Genomic DNA, 21,678 nt, shown 5'->3' with positions numbered 1-21,678 from the left:
TTCTCCCACTTGAGCCTGTCGCTGAATAACTCTGCGCCTTCTCCTACTGCTCCTTATCCTGGGCAACCTCACCGCTTACCGCATGGATATAATAAGGGCGGTCCGCATCCTCCACCAGCACACGCCAATAGGGCGCGGATACCTGCATCTCCGTATCGAACGTCTGTCCATGATAGCCAAGCTGGATATCGGTAATGACCGAGCCATCCGGCAAATTCCGCTCAATGAACGGCGCTACCGCTTTCGCTGCAGGCAGCACCGTCTGCTGCTTCGCATCATTGCTCTCCAGCACCTCAATGCGCGACTGTTTAAAACCTGTAATTTTCTGATTGCTGTAATACAGCTCCAGCTTGACCTCGAACAACGGCCGGTTATCGACCATCCGGTACAAGACGAATACACCTGCCTTGCTGCCCAATGGATCGAAAGCGTACTGTTCAATGTCTGGAATTTGATCGCCTAAGGCCGTCAGCAAATCCGCTTGCGAGAATACAATTCGTCTATCCACTGGCGTCTCCAGCTTCACAACTTCCTGCTCCTCCAGACTTTGCGTCTGGAGCTGGTACGTTAAATCACGCATGCTTGGCGTTTCAAGCGGCAAGTTGGCGTTCAGCTCGATGCGCTTCTGCTTCATGACCAGGGCGGTATCCGGCGGAAGCTCCGCGGAGTGATTGTTGATGTCCAGCTGCTCCCGCACCTCTAGCCATACCTGATAGCCAAGCAAAATATTAAGCAGCAGGAAGCTGCCGATCAACACACTTTTCGCTCTGCTCCAATCCAAACGCCTCTCACCTCCTACTTCGCCGCTCCAGCCGTTCCTTCAGCACCGTTCGTGGCTTCCAGCGGAACGTAGCCCGTTGGATAAGCCTCCATCAACACTTCCTGCGTGCCATCCGTCAGCTTCACACCCCATACGGGGACAAAATCCAGCTTGCTGCCTTCCTTCGGCACCGCCTGAAGCGCTGGGAATAAGCTAGCGACCTCGGACAGCTTAGCATAATGCTTGAGCGCACCCCGCAGATCATCGCCGCCCGGCAAATAACGCGACACCCGCGATTCTGCCTGATTGCCAAGCGTAATCAGCGAACGGTTGTACTCCGTCACCACGCCCTGCTGCAAAATCAGCCGAATCCAGCCATACTGAAACCCTGCCGTCTCCAGAACCGGATATTGCTCCAAATACTGCTGAAACAGCACTGTTTTGCCTAGCTTGCTGTCCGCATCCAGAACAGGATTAACGAAGCGATGCGTGCCATCCCAGCCGCCATGCTGATTCACAAACTCCACTGCGGCATACATATTATCGCTCAAAATATTGTCCGCGCTCTTCGACGCTGCCGGATCGGTATAAATCATCCAGTTGCCGCTCTGCTCCACTTGAAGCCCGCGTTTGCCATCGGTATAGATTTGTGCGCCGCTGCGATCCTTGAGCGCCTTCGTCGTTCCTGGATCAAAGAACAGATTGCGCTGCACCACATCCGCGGAATAAACCGTATACGGATAAACCATTTCCACCGACTGCAGCGGCTTATCCGGGATATACAGATCGCCGTCCGCATACTGGTAATTCGTCTGGTATTCCCCGAACCCGACGTAATCCTGCACATCACGAACCGTCAAGTCGGCCTGAACCGATTCATAGACGATATCGCCATCCGCGCTAAAGAAGAAGGTCCGCACCTCTTCCGTATTGCTCGTTTTGAAAATCCAGATACGGTCAATCGTCTCATTTAGAAACATAATGTCGCCCTGTACCTTAAGCAGCTTGCGCAGCAGATCAACAGGCACGCCATTCTGGAAGCGCAGCTCAACGCCGGCATCCTTTTTCCGCACCTGCTCCCAATCCATTACATCAATCGGGCTTCGCTGAAACCCTTTAAACTCGCGGCCCTGTATGCGATCCTTGAGAATCATGTTATAGAAGGTCATGCCTGGATACAGCACCGTGTGCTTGTCCCCGCCAAAGTGGATAATCAGCTCATCGGGAAAAATAACGTTTTCCACCGTCGTCTCCTCGCCAAGCGGCTCGGCATTGATGTAGTCCTGCTCTGTGCGTACCGTAGCACCAAGTCCTGGCATACTATACGCGAGAAAATAGCTCTGCATGAGACTAAAGGCGACCAAAAAAATTAAAATCATCGTTTTCGCCCGTTCCATTAGCTCCGCTCACCGTCCTCTTCCAGCATCGGCAGCGTGAACGTAACCGTCGTCCCGACATTCAGCTCCGAATCAAGCGAAATCATGCCGCCATGTGCTTTGACGATTTCCCGGGCAATGGACAAGCCGAGCCCCGTTCCGCCCATATTGCGCGAACGCGCTTTATCTACGCGGTAGAAGCGGTCAAAGATTTTTTGTAAATCCCGCTTCGGAATGCCAATCCCCGTATCCTTGACGCTGATTGCAATTAGCGATTGCTCCTGCTTGCGGGCGCTCAGCTGAATTTTGCCGCCGTCCAGCGTATATTTAATCGCATTGGAAAAAAGATTGTCCAGCACCTGATCAATTTGATCCCGGTCCAGCCAAGCCTCCGTCAGCTCGCTATCGACCTGAATAGAAGCCCGAATCGACTTCTGGCGCAGCTGGAACGAGAACCGGTCTGCCACCTCATCGAGCATATCGTGGATGTTTGTCTGTCTGCGCCGCATAGGCGCCTGATTGGAATCCAGCCGCGATAAATGCAGCAGATCGGTTACGAGACGAATCATCCGCTCCGTCTCATTGCTGATGACGCCAACGAATCGCTCCGACAGCTCCCGCTCTGCTAGTGCTCCGTCATTCAGCGCCTCTGCATAGCTCTTGATCGTCGTCAGCGGTGTCCGCAGCTCATGGGAGACATTCGCAACGAACTGCCGGCGCGACTGCTCAAGCTTCTCCTGCTCGGTGACATCCTGCAGGACGACAATAGTGCCGGTCGTCCCTTTATCCCGGCGATGAATGGGCGTAAAGGTGACGCGCATTATCCCTTCCGCCTCATCCTTTTCCGCTTCCTCGCCCCGGTCGAGAATGAGCGTCTGCTCCTTGCCCTGCCGCAGCTCGTCCAAGCGCTGCTGTGGCAGCGACAGCAGCTCGGTCAGGCTGCAATTTTCGCAGCTTTTGCGATCAAGCATTTCCAGCGACCGCCGATTCCAGACGATGACCTTCCCATGCTCATCCGCTGCAATAACGCCATCGCTCATATTGGAGAGAATGGAATTCAGCTTCTCATTCTCCTCCTCATTGACCGACAGCGCCTCCTTGAGCCGGATCGTCATATCGTTAAACGCCATGCTGAGCCGCCCAATTTCATCATCGCCAAGCACGGGCACCTTGAGATCGAACTTGCCTTCAGCAACTGCTGCCGCCTGCCGGGTCAGTCCTTGAATCGGGTTCGTGATCGTATGAGCCAGCAAAATGCCCAGCACCCCCGTCAGGCCCAATGCGATAAGCGTTCCCGAGAAAAAAATCTGATTGACCCGGTTCACCGTGTCATACAAGCTGTCCATCGACGCCACCATGTAGACCGCCCCGAGCACATTGTCATTGTCGTTATCCGTTACCGGCAGCGCAATGATCTTTTTCCGGACATTATTTTCGTCAATGATCTCTTCCTCATTCTCTGGAATGCCCACCAGCGCCCGGCTCACGGCGAGCGACGGGTTTTTCTTGCCTACATACGATTCCGGCACCTGAACGGATGTCGCAACGATTTTGCCGTTCGCGTCGAGCACCTGCACCTCTGTGCCGCTAATGCTGAACAAGTTGCGAACGACGAGGCTGAGCCCTTCCGCGCTTTCCACATTCGTATCCAGATCCCCGCCGGGCTTGATCGATAAGTGGCGCGCCGCCAGCTTGGACAATATATCGGCCTGCTCCTTGAGGTTGTTCGTGAAGCTGTCCGTCAGCGACGTCTTAACCGTGCTGATGAAATAAACGCCAATCAACTGCATCGCTACCAAAATCAGCAGCAAATAAATAATGACCAGCTTCACTTGGATCGTGCGAAAAAATCGCCGCCCCATCATACGTAACCGTAACCTCCTGGCTTCGTGCTTCGCATCATATAGCCAAGCCCGCGCCGTGTCATAATGAACTCCGGCCTGCTCGGATCGTCCTCGATCTTCTCACGCAGCCTGCGGATCGTCACATCCACCGTTCGCACATCGCCAAAATACTCAAAGCCCCATACCGCCTGCAGCAAATGCTCACGCGTCATAACCTTCCCGCTGTTGCGCGCCATATAATACACAAGCTCGTATTCCCGGTGCGTCAAATCAAGCGGCTGATTGTCCTTGTAGACAACATACATGTCGGTATCAATGAACAAATTAAACAGACGCAGGCCCTGCTTCTCCTGCTGCGCGTCCTGTCCGCCATCCGAACCGTGCACGCCTGCCGCACTTACCGTAGCCTCCGCCGATTTCTGCTGCCGTCTTAGATGGGCCTTCACCCTTGCCAGCAGCTCGCGGGTGCTGAACGGCTTCGTCACATAATCATCGGCGCCAAGCTCAAGGCCCAGCACCTTATCGATTTCCGTATCCTTCGCCGTCAGCATAATAATCGGCATATGCAGCTTTGCGCGAACCTCGCGGCACACATCCATGCCATCCTTCACCGGAAGCATCAAGTCGAGCAGCATTAAATCCGGCTTCTCTGCGAAAGCAAGCTCCACAGCCTGTCCGCCGTCAAAAGCACAAATGACCTCGTAGCCTTCTTTCTCCAAGTTGAACTTCAATATATCTGCAATCGGCTGTTCGTCGTCGACCACTAAAATTTTACCGTGCATCGTCACACCGCCTGTCGCTTCCTAATTCTTATCTGTTTAATCTTCCTATACTTTAGGGTAAAACTTGATACGCATAGCAATACTATCTTACCATACTGCCATACCTAGTTCCCAATTAAAGTTCCTTCATGCGCCTGGTGCCAAGCAAAAACGACTTCGTCGTCTTTCTGGGACGAGCGAAGAGCTTTGCCCTAGAATTCTAAGCGGATATAAGAATGAAATATTTTTAAAATAATAAAGGGAGCGCCACCGCAAGCTTTCGCTTCGGCTGCACTCCCCCTAGATGGTATAAGTCCGATTATAAATATTTCAACGGGTTTTGAAGCTCTCCGTCTTTATGAATTTCAAAATGAAGGTGGACACCGTAAGAACGTCCCGTGTTGCCCATAATACCCAGTGTATCGCCTTTTTCCAATATATCGCCTACGCTGACGCTTATCGAGTCAAGATGCCCGTACAGCGTTTCATATCCATTCTTATGATCAATAATGACTACATTGCCGTAGCCGTTCTTCGTGCCTGCAAAAATAACAATCCCATTGTCGGCTGCTGTAATCGTTTTGCCGCCCGTCATGTCAATCCCTTTATGCAACCGGCCCCAACGCGTTCCGAACGTACTGGACACCGAATAGCCCGATACGGGAGCGGAGAATACGCCCGTTCCTTCGCCCAAAATGACCTTCGTGCCCTTCATCATGACCGTTGGAACAGCTTCCTTAATGACCTGCTGGTCTACCAGCTCTTCGCTGATTAGGTAACCATTCTCTTTCACGATTTTGTAGGTCAGGCTCTTGGAGCCGCTGACGCCTGCGCTGATCAGCTTGGATTCTCCAACACGCATCTCGTCGTTTTTCTGAACCTCGGTTGGCGGGTCGATCGTCACGATCTCCGTCAATTTCTCGGTTGTCCGGACCGACAGCTCTGGCTGTCGAACGGTAAGATCAAGCACATCTCCAACCTTGATCATATCATCTTCAATGCCTTTGTTATTCTCGTAAATCACCTGCGGTGAAATATCAAATTTCTGCGCGATACAACCGACGCAATCGCCTTGCTGTACCTTATATTTCGTTGGCTTAATCGTGCCCTCTACGAGCAGCTTGTACATATCCGTATCAGAGACGATATCGCTGGGCGAAGTTGATACCGCCCCCGTCTCCACCTTCTCTACGAAAGCGACATCCGTCAGTTCCTTGCCTGCCTTAGGTGTATTCTTGTCCACTTCTACTTCCTCTGGTGAAAAAGCGAGTGCGCGAACCTTCGTTGATTCCTTCTCCGTCTTCTCCTCCGGTGCATACTTGCTCTGCACACGTGCGAGTACGGCGTCTGCTGCTGCCTGGCTCTTCACAATACCGATTACTTTGCCATTTACCTTCACCTCTACGCCAACTGCGTGGGTTGTAAGCAGACCTTCCAGCTTCGCAAGCGTCTGCTGCGTATCCGGGCTGCCTTTGTAAGCACTTGTACTCGTATATGTAAGTTGACCTGATTCCACCATGATTGGAATATCTGGCGTTGCCTGCTGTGCTTCGGATGCCTTCTGCTCAAGCAGCGCTCCAACCTCCAGCGGGCTGCCAATCGTTCCTACTTCGGTGCCGTTCATATATAAGTGATAGTAGTCATTCGTGTTAGCCTTCACATATTGTATACCGCCAATTCCGACTGCTGCCAAAATTGCGATGATTCCGCCTGCAAGGATGATAGGTTTTTTATAGTTAGTAGCTGCTGATGTCGATGTCAATGTTGCCTGCACTGCTGCGGTCGGTTGTTGATTGATGCCTTTCGAGTCTTGTGCTCGGAATTGCCGAAAGAACTGAATGGAGGTATTCCACGCCTTTCGGATCCGATCCGTTGCCCTAAAATCGGTCATGATCTTCTCCTTCTCGCCTTAATGCCGCTATCTTAATTAGGTCTTCCGAATTACATCAGGGCCCTTTGTCCCGTCAGAACACCCGAATATTACTTTAACATAGCCTTAATACGAGGAGCAACCTCTCCGAATACCGCCTAATATTAATATTTCTTCAGAATACTCATAATTTGCCCGTATTCTTCCTTGCTCAAATGCTGGGCAATGACCTGCTGAAGCTGGGTCAGCTCTTGATCTGTAAGGCCATCTTCCATGTAGCCGGATATCGTCTGCCAAGCTTCTTGGGGCAGCTTGGTCATTAATAATCCGAACAGCTCTGTCTTGTCCGTGTCGCTCATTTGGCTTTTGACCTGGTTCAGCTGATCCGTCGTAACCGCTGTCTCCGTACCGTCAATGGAGGAGCTGTCTGTGTCGGATTCTGACTCCGCTAAAGGCTGCTCTCCATCCACCGCTTCCGCATCCCCGTTCGCCGTGCTGCCTTCAGTACCGCTTTCTGTGCTGCCCGCTCCTATGCCTGAGGCCGCGCCGCTATCCGCTTTCGTCCCGCCACCAATGCCAATATCGGTAAGCGGCGGCTCCGTTTGCTGCCCGAAAGCATCGATGGCCAGCGGGGAATCTTCCCCTGCTGCTGCGTCCTCGCCTGAGGAAATCGCTCCATCCGGCTTCTGCGCCCCCGTCTCTCCTTGCTCAGCTGAGCTGCCGCCGCTTGCCCCTGAGCCATCCTTTCCAGTCTGCGAGGCGCCAGACTGCCCTTTGGAGCCGCCTGTATCCGCCATCAGTGGATCAGCGCCCCACATTTTTCCCCATAATCCAGTTAGCGCCATCGGCTTTACTTCCAGCGGCAAATTATATTGCTTCAAAATCGTATCCAAGTAACTGCTCACAATATAGCCCGTCGTCCAAATCGACAAAAAGCTTATAATAATTCCAGCCGCCACCGTTTTCGCCAGCCAGCCCGTCATCTTCCACATGCTCTCCACCTTGCCCTTCCCGTTTGACCCGTCTATACAATGGTTTCTTTTACCATTATGGACAAGAGAAAGGGCACATAACCGCTGCTCAGTGCTGAGAGGCCCTTTTATTCAACAGAATGGGGCTGTTCCAGACTAGCCAGCATAGCGAGCAGCTGCTGCTTCGTTGCTTCATCCGTAATGGCGCCTTCTTTGCTCATCTTGAGAGTGATATGCGGAATCATCACTACGCCGTGATCTACGATAATCGCATTAATCATATTCAGCGTGAGCAGCAGCGAAGCATTGGCTTTATCCCCGCCCATTGGAGATGGCGATGCGGTGACGACCGCTACCCTCTTGTTGACGAATTCACCAGAGGACACGATCCAGTCGAGTGCATTTTTCAAGGAGCCTGGAACGCCATTCCCGTATTCCGGTGTACAGATGAGGACGCCGTCGGCCTCCTTTAGCTGTTTCCGCAGCTCCTCAACCTTTGCTGGCCCTTCCTCTACATCCAAATCCGGATTAAAATGCGGCAGCTCGACCAGCCCGCTGTAAACGCTGAAACCTACATGCTCCGCAGCAAGCGCGATAATAGCATTCATAAGCGTAGTATTGGAAGACTTCTCACGCAAGCTCCCCGAAATGGCCAAAAGCTGAATCTCCTTCTTCATTCCTCATCATCCCTTTTCATTAATTATTATGAAAAAAAAGAAAGAAGACAGCATTCGCAGCTGTCTTCCTAATCTTTATCCGACTAACGGATTCGTCTATTCGTAAATAGCTACAACCGGATTTGTCTGCTCGCGGTTGCGGCCGACGGAGAAAATCGCAATCGGAATACCTGTCAGCTCCGATACGCGGTTCAAGTAATTGCGCGTGTTCACTGGAAGATCATCCAGCGTTTTTGCGCCAGAAATATCCTCGGACCAGCCTGGAAGCTCCTCGTATACCGCTTCGCAATCCGCAAGCATTTTCAGGCTTGCTGGATAGTGCGTAATGATTTCACCCTTATATTTGTAGCCGGTGCAAATTTTAACCGTTTCAATGCCTGTCATAACGTCGAGCGAGTTAAGCGACAAGCCAGTGATTCCGCTAACACGACGAGCGTGGCGTACAACTACACTGTCGAACCAGCCTACACGGCGCGGACGGCCAGTAACCGTACCGTACTCATGGCCTTTATCGCGAATCAAGTCGCCGATTGCATTGTTTTGCTCCGTTGGGAATGGACCATCGCCAACACGTGTTGTATAGGCTTTAGCTACGCCGATAACTTGTTGGATTTTCGATGGGCCTACGCCAGAACCGATACATACGCCGCCAGCGGATGGATTGGACGAAGTTACGAATGGATATGTACCTTGGTCAATATCCAGCATAACGCCTTGCGCGCCTTCGAACAGCACCTTGTTTCCAGCATCAATCGCATCATTCAATACAACGGACGTGTCCGTTACATACGAGCGAAGCACTTCAGCATAAGCGAGGTATTCCTCAACGATGCTGTCTGCATTCAGCGGCTCGCCGCCGAATACTTGCTCAATCACTTGGTTTTTCTCAACAACAAGGCGGCGCAGCTTTTGCTCAAACTCTTCAGCATCCATCAGATCGGCGATCCGAATGCCGTTGCGAGCGGCTTTATCCATGTAGCAAGGACCGATGCCTTTGCCCGTTGTACCAATTTTATTATCGCCTTTGCGAGTTTCTTCCAATGCATCAAGAACGATATGATAAGGCATAATAACATGGGCACGATCGCTGATTTTCAAGTTTTCAGTCGAGAACCCGTTTTCCTGAATATAGTTAATTTCTTCAATTAGCGCTTTAGGGTTAATAACCATACCATTACCGATGACACACACTTTATTGTGATTAAAAATTCCCGAAGGTACCATCGTTAATTTATATTTCTTATTGTCAATGAGAATAGTGTGTCCGGCATTGTTACCGCCTTGATAGCGAGCGACGACGTCGGCGCCTTCAGCCAGATAATCGGTAATTTTGCCTTTTCCTTCGTCTCCCCACTGCGTACCAACCACAACAACCGTAGACATAAACATACCCCCGTCCGGTGTATAGACACACCGAAATTTACTGTTCTTCTATTGCACCGGTTTTCCCTTACTTACGAGAACAACGGGTGACGCACGAAGACAGCAATATTAGTGTAGCAGTACCCGAAATAGAAGTCAAACAAAAAACGAACAATTGTAGTAAGAGCTCTACAATTGTTCGGATATCATTAGGATGCCTGCGATGGATCCTCATGAGAACGGTCCAAGCTTACGAATTTATTGAAATTTTTCAGAAACACCAGCTCAACCGTACCAACCGGTCCATTCCGCTGCTTGGCGATAATGATCTCGATAATATTCTTTTTCTCCGATTCCTTATCATAATAATCATCCCGATAAAGGAAGGATACAATGTCAGCATCTTGCTCAATTGAACCGGATTCCCGAAGGTCGGACATCATCGGACGCTTATCCTGACGCTGCTCAACGCCCCGGCTGAGCTGCGAGAGCGCGATAACCGGCACTTCAAGCTCACGGGCAATCTGCTTCAGGGTACGGGAAATTTCCGATACTTCCTGCTGCCGATTTTCCCCAGCCTTGCCACGGCCAGATATAAGCTGGAGATAATCGATCAATATCATGCCAAGCCCGCGCTCTTTCTTCAAACGACGGCATTTTGCACGAATATCGGCGACCGTTATGCCGGGCGTATCATCAATAAAGATTTGCGCCTCGGATAAAGCACCAATCGCCATCGTCAGCTTTTCCCAGTCGTCGCCCTCCAAAAAGCCTGTCCGCATCCGGCCCGCGTCCACATTCGCTTCCGCACAAATCATCCGCTGCACAAGCTGCGCAGCCGACATCTCCAGACTGAATATGGCGACCGTCTCGCGTGCGCGAACGCCGACATTTTGGGCAATATTCAGCGCGAATGCTGTCTTACCAACGGAAGGACGGGCAGCAACGATAATAAGGTCGCTGCGCTGGAAGCCGGACGTCATTTTATCCAAATCGACAAAGCCCGATGGAATGCCTGACGTACCGCCTTTGTTCATATACAAATGCTCGACCTTCTCAAACACTTCCATCAGCACGTCGCGGATAGATATAAACCCGCTGCTGGAACGCCTATTGGAAATTTCGAGAATTTTCTGCTCCGCATCGCCGAGCAGCGCACCCACCTGCTCTGTTCCGGCATAACCTTCGGTTACGATATTCGTAGCCGTACGGATCAGACGCCGCAGCAAGGATTTCTCCTCTACAATCTGCGCGTAATAATCGACGTTCGCTGCCGTTGGAACGGAGCTGGCCAGCCGTGCTAAATAAGATACGCCGCCAATTTCGTCAAGCAGCTGCTGATCCTGCAAATGTGCAGTCAGCGTGACAAGATCGATCGGCTGATTATTTTCAGCCAGCTCAATCATCGCTTCATATATGCGCTGATGGGGGCCGCTGTAAAAATCTTCACTGCGAAGACGCTCCATAGCTGTAATCAGCGCTTCCGCCTGCAGCAGTACGGCACCGATAACGGCTTGTTCCGCCTCCATGTTCTGCGGCGGAACGCGATCAAACTTCAGCTCTGTACTCATCATTTCCCCCTATAACTATTATTCCTCCGTTGTTTGAACGCGCAGCTTGGCTTTCACTTCAGGATGCAGCTTCACAAGCACTTCCGTCATGCCAAGCGTGCGAATTGGCTCTTCCAGCTCAATTTTACGTTTGTCGACCTTAACGCCTTGTGCAGCAAGCTGCTCGCCGATTTGCTTGGATGTGATGGCGCCGAACAGACGGCCGCCTTCGCCAGCCTTCGTCTTCAGCACGATCGTCATTTCCTCCATCTTCTTCGCAAGCGTCTTCGCATCTTCCTTCTCCTGCGCTTTACGCTTCTGCTCGGAAGCATTTTGCACTTCGAGCGTCTTCAGATTGCCGTCTGATGCCGGTTTTGCCAGTCCTTTAGGAAGTAAAAAATTACGCACATAACCTTCGGATACGTCTTTAACCTCGCCTTTTTTCCCTTGTCCCTTAACATCTGCCAAAAAAATTACTTTCATTCAAATAACCCCTCTTCCTTATCAATTTCTTTTAGTACCGCTTTAAGCTTCTCCGCTACTTCACTAACGGTGCCTTCAAGCTGGGCGGCAGCATTCGTTAAATGCCCGCCTCCGCCCATTCTTTCCATTACGACCTGCACGTTCATGTCGCCAAGCGAACGCGCACTAATACCGATTAGGCCGTCTGTGCGCTCGCCAACGACGAACGATGCCAAAATATCGGTCATATTGAGCAGCGTATCTGCCGCCTGCGCAATCAACAGCTGGCCAACCTTGCGGCCCGGCTCGGTAACCGCAATCGCGATATGCTCATAATGCACGCTCGCATGCTTAATAATTTCCGCCTTGCGGACGTACTCTTCCAAATCTTCCTTCAGCATCCGCTGCACCAGCATTGAATCCGCGCCATTGCGACGCAGGAACGATGCCGCCTCAAACGTTCTGGCACCGGTACGAAGCGAGAAGCTCTTCGTATCTACCGTAATGCCAGCGAGCAGCGCGGTCGCTTCCCGGACATCAAGCACGATCCGATCCGCAATGTATTGCAGAAGCTCGGCAACGAGCTCGCAAGTCGAGGACGCATACGGCTCCATATAAACCAGCAGCGCATTCGCAATAAACTCCTCGCCACGGCGATGATGGTCAATGACGACGATTTTCCCATGCGCTCCAATGAGCCGCGGTTCCTTCACCATCGATGCCTTATGGGTATCAACGACAATCGTCAGCGTCTTATTGTTCGTCATGGACATCGCCTGCTCCGGCGTAATGAACCGTTTGGAGAAACGCTCATCCTCGCGCAGCATCTCCATCATTTTCTGAATCGAAGGATTAATGCCCTCCAGCACGATAAAAGCTTCCTTGCCGAACATTTGCGCCGCCTTCGTAATCCCAATAGCCGCGCCGATTGCATCCATGTCCGGCATCTTATGGCCCATAATAATAATATTGCCGCTTTCCTTAATCAAATCTCTAAGCGCATGCGCCACGACGCGAGCCCGAACGCGGGTCCGCTTCTCGACCGCATTGGACTTGCCGCCATAGAAGGACTGCCTGCCGCCGATTTTGACAGCTGCTTGATCCCCGCCGCGCCCAAGGGCAATATCAAGGCTGGATTGCGCCCACTGGCCCAACTCGACGATGCTCTCTGCCTCAGCAGCAAAGCCGATGCTGAGCGTTGTTGGGATTTTCTGATCACAGGTCAGCTCACGAACTTCGTCGAGCAGGATAAACCGAGACTGCTCCAGCTGCCTAAGGGTCTTGAGATCCGTAATGAGCATAAACCGGTCTGAGGTAAGCCGCTTAATATGAAGCTGATAGCGCTGCGCCCACTCGGTTATCTCTGTCGTCACCTTGGACAGCAGCGCCGAACGCTGATTATCGTCCATGCCCTGTGTCACTTCATCCAAGCTGTCAATCATGACGATACCAAGCGCCAGCTTCTCTTCTTCATATTTCTTGGAGAGATGCCAGAGCTCCGTAATATTTTTCACATACAAAATGCGCTCTTCCGGCTTGAAAATCAGTTGAAAAACATAGTTCCCCACTATAACCTGCTGCTCTGCCTCGCGTTCCTTGTCCTTCGACTGGTGCAAGGAGGGAAACAGCTCTGCGATGGTCTGGCCCACGACAGAATCATGGCCCAAAATTTCAGCAATATAAGGGTTATGCCATTCAACCGTCTTGTCTTCATTATACAATATAATACCGAAAGGAAGCTCGCTAATCACATCATTGCCAGCCTTCTTTACCCGGTAAGAAATCGTACCTAAATACGTCTTTAAATCTTTGCGGAACGCCCGCTCCGCCAGAAAACCATATACGCTGAAACCGATCATAAACAGCAGAGCAACAAGCCCGATTCGCCATTCGAACCAAGCAAGGGCTGTCGTCATAACCGCCATAATAGCGAAAGCCACCAACTGATGCATGCCATGCCAGCGAACAACTAAAAACTTTGGCATTTCCTGATCGCTCCTGTGCTAGGATTTCTTCGTAAATGACTTGCGGATGGGGAAAGCAGCATCAAGCACACCGATTAAGCTAAGCGGTGAGAAAATCAGTACAGGTATTGCAATAAGCACCGGGATAGCTGGGTTCCATTTGCGTTCATGAGCCAAATAGAAGAAGAAACCGACGGCTTGGATTGCAAAAGCCAGCCTCAGCAATGGCAGCAAATTAAGCACGGCTACTCCAATGAAGGACTTGCTGTCAGGACTGACAAACAGGCTGAGAATGTAAACAATCACATAATAAATGACTAAAACCCGCGGCAGCATCCAATCTTTCGCCAGCGGCATTCTCGGCACCTCGATGCCAGAAGTACCAAGCACACGCCGTGAAATATACTGGGTAACAACAGAGTAGAAGAACGATACGCTAATAACAGCGAGCGGAATCGTATTCAGCATCATTTGAATGAGCATCTCGGTATACTCATCGCTCCATTCCACAGGAAGCAACGGCTGCAATTGTGGATCATTAAATACGGAGCGAACAAAATTGCCCATTTCGCTAGTCAGGGACAAATCTAAAATCACTTCAAAGGCTGCAAATTCCATCAAAAACAGTACAAGCAGCGTAATAACCGTTCTTGACAGCACTTTATGTGCAGGCATCTGCTTCTTGAACATATGCCCCATCACTATAGACGGAACAAGGAAAAACAAACCGATAATTAACGCTGGAGGTCCTAATATAAGGAAGGACAGCACCCATACCGGCAGCATATGCAGAATGAACCCACGCGCAGGAAGCGCTGTGTACAACACCACATAAGGGACCATAAGAAACAATATGGTCAAAATATTAAGAACAGGTACAGCTATGGACAATAACAGGAGCAGTGCTGCCGCGCTCCATAAAACAGATTTCATACCGGTCTTCAAACCGTTCACCTCTTGCACATGTATATTCGTAATTCTAGCCGCCATGCTTGCCAGACCCCATTATATCATAAATAAGCTTCACCGCATCCAACAAGCGTAAACGGTATTGGCTTACTTTGTAGACAATGCTCGTTTCGCGGTGAAATGAATGTGAATCCACGTAACAAAAGGCAGCGACGTACTCTTCATTTAGGGCTTTATGCCTCTGCATCCTAAAAAAAGATAAACTTGGCGGACACAGCAGCCGCTATTTCAATAGAATCGCAGGTTTGGGTACAGCTTGCGGACTCAGGAGCCGCTAATGTGCTGCGAATTGTCATATTGACGGAATAATGAAGACAATAACGGCTTTCCTGTCCGCTTACAGCCAGAAACCGTATCAAAAGCCAGAATAGCGGAACCTCAGTCCGTCAAAAATGGAGTGAGCCTCCCGAACTGCTTGATCTCAGCAACAGAGGCCTTACATTGATAAAAGGCGGAGAGCCGCTGCTCTCCGCCTTCCTTGAAATAGACTATGCTTCAATCGCAATCGCGCTTTGCATAATCGTCTGACAATAATCAATAATTTCACTGCGCCGCACAATGCCAATAAAATGCTCGCTGTCATCGACGACTGGCACAAAGTTCTGCACCTTCGCCAGCATTATAAGGTCTTCCATGTTCGCATCAATTCGAACCGAGCGGTGATTGAGCCGCAGCGGAACGTCCGCCAGCTTGACTTTATTCGTCATTTCGAAAGTCAGCTCCGGCCTATTTTTCATAAACCATAATAAATCGCCTTCTGTGACAGCACCTGCATATTCGCCCTCGGCATTAATAATGGGTACGGCTGTATAACGGTGATGCTCCATTTTCTCCAGCGTCTGCCTAAGTGTTGCGTCATGCGTTACCGTTACGACTTCCTGCTTGGGCAGCAGAAAAAACGCAATGTTCATCCGTCACTCAACTCCATTTCTTCCTTCGCTTACCGCCATGAGACTGCCTGCAGTCTACTCGGCGTCGCTTGCGCTGGACAATGAGCCAACCGGCTTCTGCACTTTCGATGCGTACTCATCCGGCATGATTAAATCCTGCTTTGCCGTATCGGGGTTCAGCCAGTTGCCAATCATCGCCTGCGTCTTGGACAAATCGTCTTTATCTGCGAAATAATACCATGCGCCGCCGTTCGTCAGCCTATGACCCTCGCCTTTCAGCGTATGGCTGTATATCGTGCGGTTATCCTGCTGCAGCAGCTGCTGCGCCAGCTTGATCATCTGGTCAGGCTGGATGTCCGTACTGAAATTTTCACCCATAATGTCAATCAGGTCAGGAATTTTGCTCCATTGACCAACCTCTGATGCTTTATCCAGCAACTGATTCAGAAAAATTTGATGTCTTCCCGTACGGCTCATATCGCCTCCGGCATCTTCACGGTAACGAACATAATTCAGCGCATCATTGCCATTATATACATCCTGACCGCCTTTCACGACAAACTTTTCGTGATCGGGATCTTTATTTACTATATCTTCTGCAATCGGCAGGGAAATCCCTCCCATTGCATCAATAACATCTCTGAACCCTTGAAAATTAATAGCGGCATAATAGTTGATTGGCTGGTTAAATAGATTTTCGACCGTCTCGATCGCCATCTTGGCTCCACCAAATGCGTACGCATGCGTAATTTTGTCCTCTTTGTTTTTACCCATAATTTCCGTATACGTATCACGCGGGATGGAAACCATAAGAATAGCGCCGTCTTTCGGACGTATGACCGTATAAATCATCGTATCCGATCTTCCCGTCTCCTTGCCGCGCTGATCGACGCCAAGCAGCATAAGCGCGAACGGATTCGTATTCATATTGCCGACTTGAATAGGTTCGCGGCCTTCTATTGGTTTATAGGTTTGCTCCAGCTGGGTAGCTACCTGATCGGAGAGAAACCAGTTGAAGCCCAGCATAGCAAGCGCTCCACGATTGAGATAACCCGCCGTTCCAAGCACAAGCACCGCTGCGCAGAGCGTATATATCCACTTCTTCTTTTTTGTCCATTTAGACATTGCTCTAACTCCTAACTAGTAAGATTATAGTGCTCAAGAAGCACACTCACCATCATAAACGACATCACTAAGCCATAAGTTACAAAACTTTTACAAGACTTTGCTACCAAATGATGTATTCTAGCGAGTTTTGGCAGGAATAATAGAGGGTAAGGAAGAATATAGTGTAACGCAACATTCATTTTTGAATCAGAAAGGATGACCCTCACAAATGCAACAATTTAATCAACCTGAACAATCCTCAACTGGGCTCGATCCTAAGGTCGCAGCGCTGCTTTGTTATGTTTTGGGCTTTATCACCGGAATCATCTTCCTTGTATTGGAGAAAAACAGCCGGTACGTAAAATTTCATGCGATGCAATCGATTATTACGTTCGGCGGCTTAACCGTGGTTATGATGGTGCTGAACATTATTCCGTTTATCGGGTCACTGATCAGCGCCCTGCTTGGTATTCTTGGCTTCGCACTCTGGATCTTCCTGATGCTCCAGGCTTACCAAGGCAAGCAATTCAAGCTGCCTTACGTTGGCGATATCGCCGAGAAACAAGCTGCACAATTCAAGTAAATTGGGTGAAACATCTGTCGCCATCAAAAATAAGGCTCCCATCCACTCAAGGATAGGAGCCTTATTATTTTCCCGCCTGGCGTACCACCTGCACAGCCAGCCTAATCGGACAGGTCCCCTGCTGCATCATCACCGATGCAGAAACAGGGTAGCATTCAAATAGCGGCGAGCGAGCGAGTGGAAATACGCCGTCTGGATCGAAATCGCCGCAATGAACAAAATATTGCGGAGCGCCTCCGACTGGTCGTTCGTCAAATCCGGCAGCTTCCGTGCAAAGCGGTCCGCCGACGCCCTAATCGCATTTTCCGTCAATGCATCCTGCTTGCTGCCGCCCTTCACATGGCCGAAGGTATCCAGAAGCTGGTCATTATTCGCATCCAGCTCTTCAAACATGGCCGAGTAAGATGCGTATAGCTCGAGCGGGCCAATCAGATCAGCCGATTCATCCTCTGGCTTAATGAATAAAATCTCTAGCAGCTTGCGAATCGACTCAAAATCGAGATTCGATTTCAAATCATCAATGACGAACAATAGCGCCGCTTGATTCAGCGAATATTTTTTGCCCATTTTTGGACAATTGAAATACGCCTTAAAATCGCGCTTCACCCAATTCTGCATAGAGGTAATAGACATGTTGGAATACTCCACCATATGGCCGAGCGTAGCGATTTCCTGCAGTGAGAAGCCTCTCACCTCATTGCCTTTTATCATCTTCTCCAGAATGGGGGGAAGGGCCGTGGATAAGAAGGCAGGCAGAGAAGCTCCAGCTTCCATTGCATTGCGGTGCGTCTTCTTCCAGGCATCCTGCAGCACCTGCAAGGGACGATGTCCATCCTGTCCATCCAGCGCCATTAGCAGGCAAGCCATTTCTTTTCGAGTAAGCGTGAATGACTCCATATCGCTTTCCTCCTACTTGTACTGAACCATTTCAAGTTCGAATGAACTTATCATACGCCCGCGATATAGGAATGTAAAGATGAGATAATAGCCAATAATATCAACATTTTTCGCTTTTTTGCCTGTAATTTGCCTCATATGGCCTGCTAACAACGAATGGCGAGATTGCATATTGACCCTTGAGTTCGGTATATTAGTTCATAAGAACTTAAAATTCATTTAAAAAGGATAGTGAAAAGTAGACATGGGTATAGGACTTAATCTGTTATTGATTGCATTATTAATTGTGATGACTGCTTTTTTCGTAGCAACGGAATTTGCCGTTATCAGGCTCCGGGCAAGCCGAGTCGATCAATTAGTGCTTGAAGGCAAGAAAAACGCTCTTGCCGTACAACAGGTTACAAGCAATTTGGATGGTTATCTGTCGGCCTGTCAGCTTGGTATTACCATTACAGCTCTCGGGTTAGGTTGGCTAGGTGAACCGACAGTGGAGAAAATCCTGTTCCCTCTTTTTCAACAGCTTAGTATAAGCACTGAAGTCAGTCACGTATTGTCCTTTATTATTGCTTTTGCTTCTGTAACCTTCCTGCATGTCGTTATTGGTGAGCTTGCTCCGAAGACATGGGCGATTCAAAAAGCGGAATTTATCAGCTTTACTGTAGCAAAGCCCATCATTTTGTTCTACAAAGTTATGTATCCTTTCATCTGGGTACTGAACGGTTCTGCTAATGCGCTTGTGCGTATGTTCGGTCTGAAGGCCGTTAAAGAACATGAAGACGCTCATAGCGAAGAAGAAATTCAGATTATTCTGAATGACAGCTACCAGAGCGGCAAAATCAATAACACGGAGTATGGCTACGTGAGCCGCATTTTCGCTTTTGACGAAATGCTTGCGAAGGAGATTATGGTGCCCCGCACCGATATGATCTGTCTGTATTCCAATAAATCGTTAGTTGAAAACATGGAAATCATTCATAAAGAACAATATACGCGCTTTCCTGTCGCTCAAGACAGCAAAGACAACATTATCGGCATGATCAATACGAAGCAAATGTTTTTGCAATTTCATCATAATAAAGAGTTTGATTTCAAAAAGCTGATCCATCCTGTACTTACGGTTTCCGAAGTGCTGCCTGTCAAGACGCTGCTCAAGCGCATGCAGCAGGAGCAAGTGCATATCGCCATTTTGATGGATGAATACGGCGGGACGTCAGGCCTCATTACGATTGAAGATATTTTAGAAGAAATTGTTGGCGAAATCCGTGACGAATTTGATGCTGACGAGCGCAAGGACATTGAGAAGCTTGCTGACAACAGCTACCTGCTTGACGGTAAAGTATCACTCGACGAATTGAGCGAGCTTACGGGGGTCAACCTGGAGCATGAGGAAGTCGATACGGTCGGCGGCTGGCTGTACAGCGAAATTCAAGATCCGCGCATCGGCAAAGAGCTTCATCACCATAACATGCGATTTATTATTCGTGAGATCGGCAAGCACCGAATTAAGAAGGTTGAGCTGATTATCGAAACGGATGAAATAGATGCTCAGGTCGAGACAACGGCCTAAGGCAAATAAAATAAAAACGGGGTGCATCTCTTATATGAGAGGCGCCCCGTTTTTTCGAATGTTTTGTTGACCCTGGCCTCATGACAGAAACCACGTACGATGAAGCCCTGAAATCATAGAGAATACAATGAAACTCCTACTCCCTCGCATTAGTCAGCTGGCTGCTCCAGCTTAAAAAGCTGCTTATGAGCGGCGGCGTGACTAACGTTGTCACCATAATAACGAGTACGACCGGGGTAAAATAAGCCTGCGGCAGAGCGCCCCGCAGTGAATGCTCTGATAATGCCAGCAACGCCCATTAACTGCCGCTCAAGCTCTCGCGTACCGTCTTCGGAAGCGACTTTACCACCAGCTCATAAGAGTGGTTAATCATGCTCTCGACCTCTTCTTGCTCCAGGCTGCCGTCCAGCAGCACCGTATTCCAGTGCTTCTTGTTCATATAGTAGCCAGGGATGACCGCTGCATGCTGCTCGCGTAAATTTTCAGCAATGATAGGGTCACATTTGAGAGATATCGATTTCCGGTCGTCTTCTGCGATCAAAGCAAACATTTTCCCTTCAACCTTCATAACCAGCGCTTCCGGTCCGAAAGGATAGTCTTTGAAAGCGCCCTTCTTGCCCAGGCAATATTTAATATAATGCTCCATTGCCGTTGTCCCCCTTTTTCCTTATCGTACCATCTTCTAGTCAAGCGTAAACGGATGAAACCGTCCCCTGGCGGCAAAGCTATCGTTTCGCGTTGAAATATAAGCCCATTATAAGTGTGATACTTATAAAATGCCAATATATGAAAAAATAAAGTCCTCGCCCAAACAGCTGCTGCCGTTTAAACGAGGACTTATTATGGTTATTGATTAATTAAATTAGTAAACGAGCGAGAACAAGCCGTTAACATGCGACAGGTAACGAACGTTACTTGCTTCTTTCATCAGGGAAGCTGTAGTGCCTCTCAGACGCAGCTGGCTTGCGCCAACGGTTCCGATTGCATCTTTGCGGCCAAGGCTCGCAAGAACGCCGGAGTTAACGAATGTAAACGATTTTTGCGGCAAGCCTTTGGATTGCGCAAACAGGTTGTAGCCGATTGCTTCGCCCATTTGCCATGCGATTTGTGCACTTGGCGGATATGGACGGCCGTCTGGGCTAAATACAACTGCGTTGTCGCCAGCCAGATAAACTTCAGGGTGCGAAGTCGATTGCAGGAACTCATTGACTGTAGCACGGCCACGGTTTACTTCAATACCGCAATTTGCTACGACAGGGTTGCCTGTAACACCGCCAGTCCATACGAATGTGTTAGCCACAAGCGTTTGACCATCTTTCAAAATAACCTCGTTGCCTTTTACTTCTGTAACCGCAATACCCATCAGCAATTGAACGCCTCGTTTTTCAAGGCTTGCTTTCGCACGGTCAACAAGCTCCACAGGGAAACCAGCCAGAATCGACGGGCCTGCTTCAACGTTGTAAACCGATACTTCACTGATGTTAACGCCGTACTGCTCACACCATTTTGGCAGCATGTCGGCAATTTCACCGATCAGCTCAATGCCAGTCAGGCCGCCGCCACCAACAACGATTGTTGCGTCAGCTTTGTCTTTGGATTTTGCATACGCAGCAAGGCGCTCTTGAATGTGCGCGCTCACGCGGTTTGCTTCCTCAACCGATTTCAGCGTCAGGCTGTTCTCTTCAAGGCCTGGGATGCCGAAAAATGCCGTTTCGCCGCCAAGAGCGATAACAAGCGTATCGTAGGAAGTTTTTGCACCGCTGGAAAGGTGAACTTGCTTCTGGTCCGGATCAATTTTGTCGACTGTGTCGATAACCAAATTGATGGATTTATCTTTAAACAGCTTCGTCAGCGGCAAAGCAACGTTGTTCTCATGAACGCCGCCCACTGCCAGACGATGCAATTCCGTTACGATTTGGTGCGATGGAATACGGTTAACAACGGTAATGCTTGCTTCCTCGGGGGACATATATTTGCGAGTTGTCAATGCGCTCAGCAAACCGCCATAACCGCCACCCAAAATCAAAATATGCTTAGACATACTGATCCTCCGTTCTCATTCTGATCC

The 21,678-nt window shown here is 49.7% G+C and carries 21 protein-coding genes; 2 read left to right on the top strand and 19 right to left on the bottom strand.

Annotation, left to right across the window (positions count from 1 at the left end; translation table 11 throughout):
* Positions 1–43: 43 nt before the first annotated feature.
* From yycI to ABEW34_RS23300, 15 genes are all read right to left on the bottom strand, one after another.
* The gene (gene yycI, locus ABEW34_RS23370) at positions 44–781 is read right to left on the bottom strand and encodes a two-component system regulatory protein YycI (RefSeq protein WP_430161856.1); all 738 of its coding nucleotides are present in this window, start codon (positions 779–781) and stop codon (positions 44–46) included.
* 14 nt (positions 782–795) lie between these two features.
* Entirely contained in the window at positions 796–2,157 is a 1,362-nt protein-coding gene (locus ABEW34_RS23365) for a YycH family regulatory protein (RefSeq protein WP_430161854.1), read from the bottom strand.
* Positions 2,157–4,001 (bottom strand): cell wall metabolism sensor histidine kinase WalK, encoded by a 1,845-nt coding sequence (walK, locus tag ABEW34_RS23360; protein ID WP_430161852.1) that lies wholly within the window; start codon positions 3,999–4,001, stop codon positions 2,157–2,159. Before walK ends, ABEW34_RS23365 begins: the two co-directional genes overlap by 1 nt.
* A complete protein-coding gene (gene yycF, locus ABEW34_RS23355) occupies positions 3,998–4,762 on the bottom strand; it encodes a response regulator YycF (RefSeq protein ID WP_430161850.1) in 765 nt (254 codons plus the stop codon). Before yycF ends, walK begins: the two co-directional genes overlap by 4 nt.
* 298 nt (positions 4,763–5,060) lie before the next feature.
* Positions 5,061–6,632, bottom strand: coding sequence for a peptidoglycan DD-metalloendopeptidase family protein (locus ABEW34_RS23350; RefSeq protein ID WP_430161848.1), 1,572 nt, complete (start codon positions 6,630–6,632; stop codon positions 5,061–5,063).
* Between the two features lie 143 nt (positions 6,633–6,775).
* Positions 6,776–7,603 carry a hypothetical protein gene (locus ABEW34_RS23345; protein WP_430161846.1) on the bottom strand — a complete coding sequence of 276 codons (828 nt, stop codon included), beginning with the start codon at positions 7,601–7,603 and terminating at the stop codon, positions 6,776–6,778.
* A gap of 107 nt (positions 7,604–7,710) precedes the next feature.
* Positions 7,711–8,259 (bottom strand): NADPH-dependent FMN reductase, encoded by a 549-nt coding sequence (locus tag ABEW34_RS23340; RefSeq protein WP_430161844.1) that lies wholly within the window; start codon positions 8,257–8,259, stop codon positions 7,711–7,713.
* A 96-nt stretch (positions 8,260–8,355) separates the two neighbouring features.
* Complete coding sequence (locus tag ABEW34_RS23335; RefSeq protein ID WP_099517890.1) at positions 8,356–9,642, bottom strand: adenylosuccinate synthase; 1,287 nt, start codon at positions 9,640–9,642, stop codon at positions 8,356–8,358.
* Between the two features lie 188 nt (positions 9,643–9,830).
* Positions 9,831–11,192 (bottom strand): replicative DNA helicase, encoded by a 1,362-nt coding sequence (gene dnaB / locus ABEW34_RS23330; protein ID WP_430161842.1) that lies wholly within the window; start codon positions 11,190–11,192, stop codon positions 9,831–9,833.
* A gap of 18 nt (positions 11,193–11,210) precedes the next feature.
* Complete coding sequence (gene rplI, locus ABEW34_RS23325; RefSeq protein ID WP_056036137.1) at positions 11,211–11,654, bottom strand: 50S ribosomal protein L9; 444 nt, start codon at positions 11,652–11,654, stop codon at positions 11,211–11,213.
* Positions 11,651–13,384 carry a DHH family phosphoesterase gene (locus ABEW34_RS23320; protein ID WP_430161840.1) on the bottom strand — a complete coding sequence of 578 codons (1,734 nt, stop codon included), beginning with the start codon at positions 13,382–13,384 and terminating at the stop codon, positions 11,651–11,653. The genes rplI and ABEW34_RS23320 overlap by 4 nt, the downstream gene beginning before the upstream one ends.
* A 1-nt stretch (position 13,385) precedes the next feature.
* Positions 13,386–13,523 carry a kelch repeat-containing protein gene (locus tag ABEW34_RS23315; protein ID WP_430161838.1) on the bottom strand — a complete coding sequence of 46 codons (138 nt, stop codon included), beginning with the start codon at positions 13,521–13,523 and terminating at the stop codon, positions 13,386–13,388.
* 113 nt (positions 13,524–13,636) lie between these two features.
* Entirely contained in the window at positions 13,637–14,587 is a 951-nt protein-coding gene (locus ABEW34_RS23310; protein WP_430161836.1) for a DUF2232 domain-containing protein, read from the bottom strand.
* A gap of 467 nt (positions 14,588–15,054) precedes the next feature.
* A complete protein-coding gene (locus ABEW34_RS23305; protein WP_046232653.1) occupies positions 15,055–15,477 on the bottom strand; it encodes a CBS domain-containing protein in 423 nt (140 codons plus the stop codon).
* 54 nt (positions 15,478–15,531) lie between these two features.
* Positions 15,532–16,581, bottom strand: a complete 1,050-nt coding sequence (locus ABEW34_RS23300) for an LCP family protein (RefSeq protein ID WP_430161834.1) — start codon at positions 16,579–16,581, stop codon at positions 15,532–15,534.
* A 211-nt stretch (positions 16,582–16,792) separates the two neighbouring features.
* Here ABEW34_RS23300 and ABEW34_RS23295 point away from each other — a divergent pair, with 211 nt between their 5' ends.
* Positions 16,793–17,146 (top strand): DUF4870 domain-containing protein, encoded by a 354-nt coding sequence (locus tag ABEW34_RS23295; RefSeq protein ID WP_430161832.1) that lies wholly within the window; start codon positions 16,793–16,795, stop codon positions 17,144–17,146.
* Positions 17,147–17,275: 129 nt separating this feature from the next.
* Here the strand turns inward: ABEW34_RS23295 and ABEW34_RS23290 are convergent, their stop codons facing one another.
* Positions 17,276–18,043: a DUF1836 domain-containing protein gene (locus ABEW34_RS23290; RefSeq protein WP_430161830.1), complete on the bottom strand. Its 768-nt coding sequence runs from the start codon at positions 18,041–18,043 to the stop codon at positions 17,276–17,278.
* Between the two features lie 244 nt (positions 18,044–18,287).
* Here ABEW34_RS23290 and ABEW34_RS23285 point away from each other — a divergent pair, with 244 nt between their 5' ends.
* The gene (locus ABEW34_RS23285; protein WP_430161828.1) at positions 18,288–19,610 is read left to right on the top strand and encodes a hemolysin family protein; all 1,323 of its coding nucleotides are present in this window, start codon (positions 18,288–18,290) and stop codon (positions 19,608–19,610) included.
* Between the two features lie 136 nt (positions 19,611–19,746).
* Here ABEW34_RS23285 and ABEW34_RS23280 read toward each other — a convergent pair whose 3' ends face one another.
* The 3 genes from ABEW34_RS23280 to ABEW34_RS23270 form a co-directional block, all read right to left on the bottom strand.
* Positions 19,747–19,902: a hypothetical protein gene (locus ABEW34_RS23280; protein WP_430161826.1), complete on the bottom strand. Its 156-nt coding sequence runs from the start codon at positions 19,900–19,902 to the stop codon at positions 19,747–19,749.
* A gap of 6 nt (positions 19,903–19,908) precedes the next feature.
* A complete protein-coding gene (locus ABEW34_RS23275; protein WP_430161824.1) occupies positions 19,909–20,256 on the bottom strand; it encodes an MmcQ/YjbR family DNA-binding protein in 348 nt (115 codons plus the stop codon).
* Positions 20,257–20,472: 216 nt separating this feature from the next.
* On the bottom strand, positions 20,473–21,651 hold the full coding sequence (locus ABEW34_RS23270) for an NAD(P)/FAD-dependent oxidoreductase (RefSeq protein WP_430161822.1): 1,179 nt from the start codon (positions 21,649–21,651) through the stop codon (positions 20,473–20,475).
* Positions 21,652–21,678: the final 27 nt, after the last annotated feature.

It is taken from the genome of Paenibacillus algorifonticola (genome assembly GCF_050481745.1).
Classification (GTDB): Bacteria; Bacillota; Bacilli; order Paenibacillales; family Paenibacillaceae; genus Pristimantibacillus; species Pristimantibacillus algorifonticola_A.
This window is presented reverse-complemented; position numbering and strand designations above follow the sequence as displayed.

Bases quoted from the DNA above. Each gene is read 5' to 3' on its own strand.
- ABEW34_RS23365 (WP_430161854.1), bottom strand. From the start codon at position 2,157: ATGGAACGGGCGAAAACGATGATTTTAATTTTTTTGGTCGCCTTTAGT.
- walK (WP_430161852.1), bottom strand. From the start codon at position 4,001: ATGATGGGGCGGCGATTTTTTCGCACGATCCAAGTGAAGCTGGTCATT.
- yycF (WP_430161850.1), bottom strand. From the start codon at position 4,762: ATGCACGGTAAAATTTTAGTGGTCGACGACGAACAGCCGATTGCAGAT.
- ABEW34_RS23350 (WP_430161848.1), bottom strand. From the start codon at position 6,632: ATGACCGATTTTAGGGCAACGGATCGGATCCGAAAGGCGTGGAATACC.
- ABEW34_RS23345 (WP_430161846.1), bottom strand. From the start codon at position 7,603: ATGTGGAAGATGACGGGCTGGCTGGCGAAAACGGTGGCGGCTGGAATT.
- ABEW34_RS23340 (WP_430161844.1), bottom strand. From the start codon at position 8,259: ATGAAGAAGGAGATTCAGCTTTTGGCCATTTCGGGGAGCTTGCGTGAG.
- ABEW34_RS23335 (WP_099517890.1), bottom strand. From the start codon at position 9,642: ATGTCTACGGTTGTTGTGGTTGGTACGCAGTGGGGAGACGAAGGAAAA.
- dnaB (WP_430161842.1), bottom strand. From the start codon at position 11,192: ATGAGTACAGAGCTGAAGTTTGATCGCGTTCCGCCGCAGAACATGGAG.
- rplI (WP_056036137.1), bottom strand. From the start codon at position 11,654: ATGAAAGTAATTTTTTTGGCAGATGTTAAGGGACAAGGGAAAAAAGGC.
- ABEW34_RS23315 (WP_430161838.1), bottom strand. From the start codon at position 13,523: ATGGCGAATCGGGCTTGTTGCTCTGCTGTTTATGATCGGTTTCAGCGT.
- ABEW34_RS23310 (WP_430161836.1), bottom strand. From the start codon at position 14,587: ATGGCGGCTAGAATTACGAATATACATGTGCAAGAGGTGAACGGTTTG.
- ABEW34_RS23305 (WP_046232653.1), bottom strand. From the start codon at position 15,477: ATGAACATTGCGTTTTTTCTGCTGCCCAAGCAGGAAGTCGTAACGGTA.
- ABEW34_RS23300 (WP_430161834.1), bottom strand. From the start codon at position 16,581: ATGTCTAAATGGACAAAAAAGAAGAAGTGGATATATACGCTCTGCGCA.
- ABEW34_RS23295 (WP_430161832.1), top strand. From the start codon at position 16,793: ATGCAACAATTTAATCAACCTGAACAATCCTCAACTGGGCTCGATCCT.
- ABEW34_RS23290 (WP_430161830.1), bottom strand. From the start codon at position 18,043: ATGGAGTCATTCACGCTTACTCGAAAAGAAATGGCTTGCCTGCTAATG.
- ABEW34_RS23285 (WP_430161828.1), top strand. From the start codon at position 18,288: ATGGGTATAGGACTTAATCTGTTATTGATTGCATTATTAATTGTGATG.
- ABEW34_RS23275 (WP_430161824.1), bottom strand. From the start codon at position 20,256: ATGGAGCATTATATTAAATATTGCCTGGGCAAGAAGGGCGCTTTCAAA.
- ABEW34_RS23270 (WP_430161822.1), bottom strand. From the start codon at position 21,651: ATGTCTAAGCATATTTTGATTTTGGGTGGCGGTTATGGCGGTTTGCTG.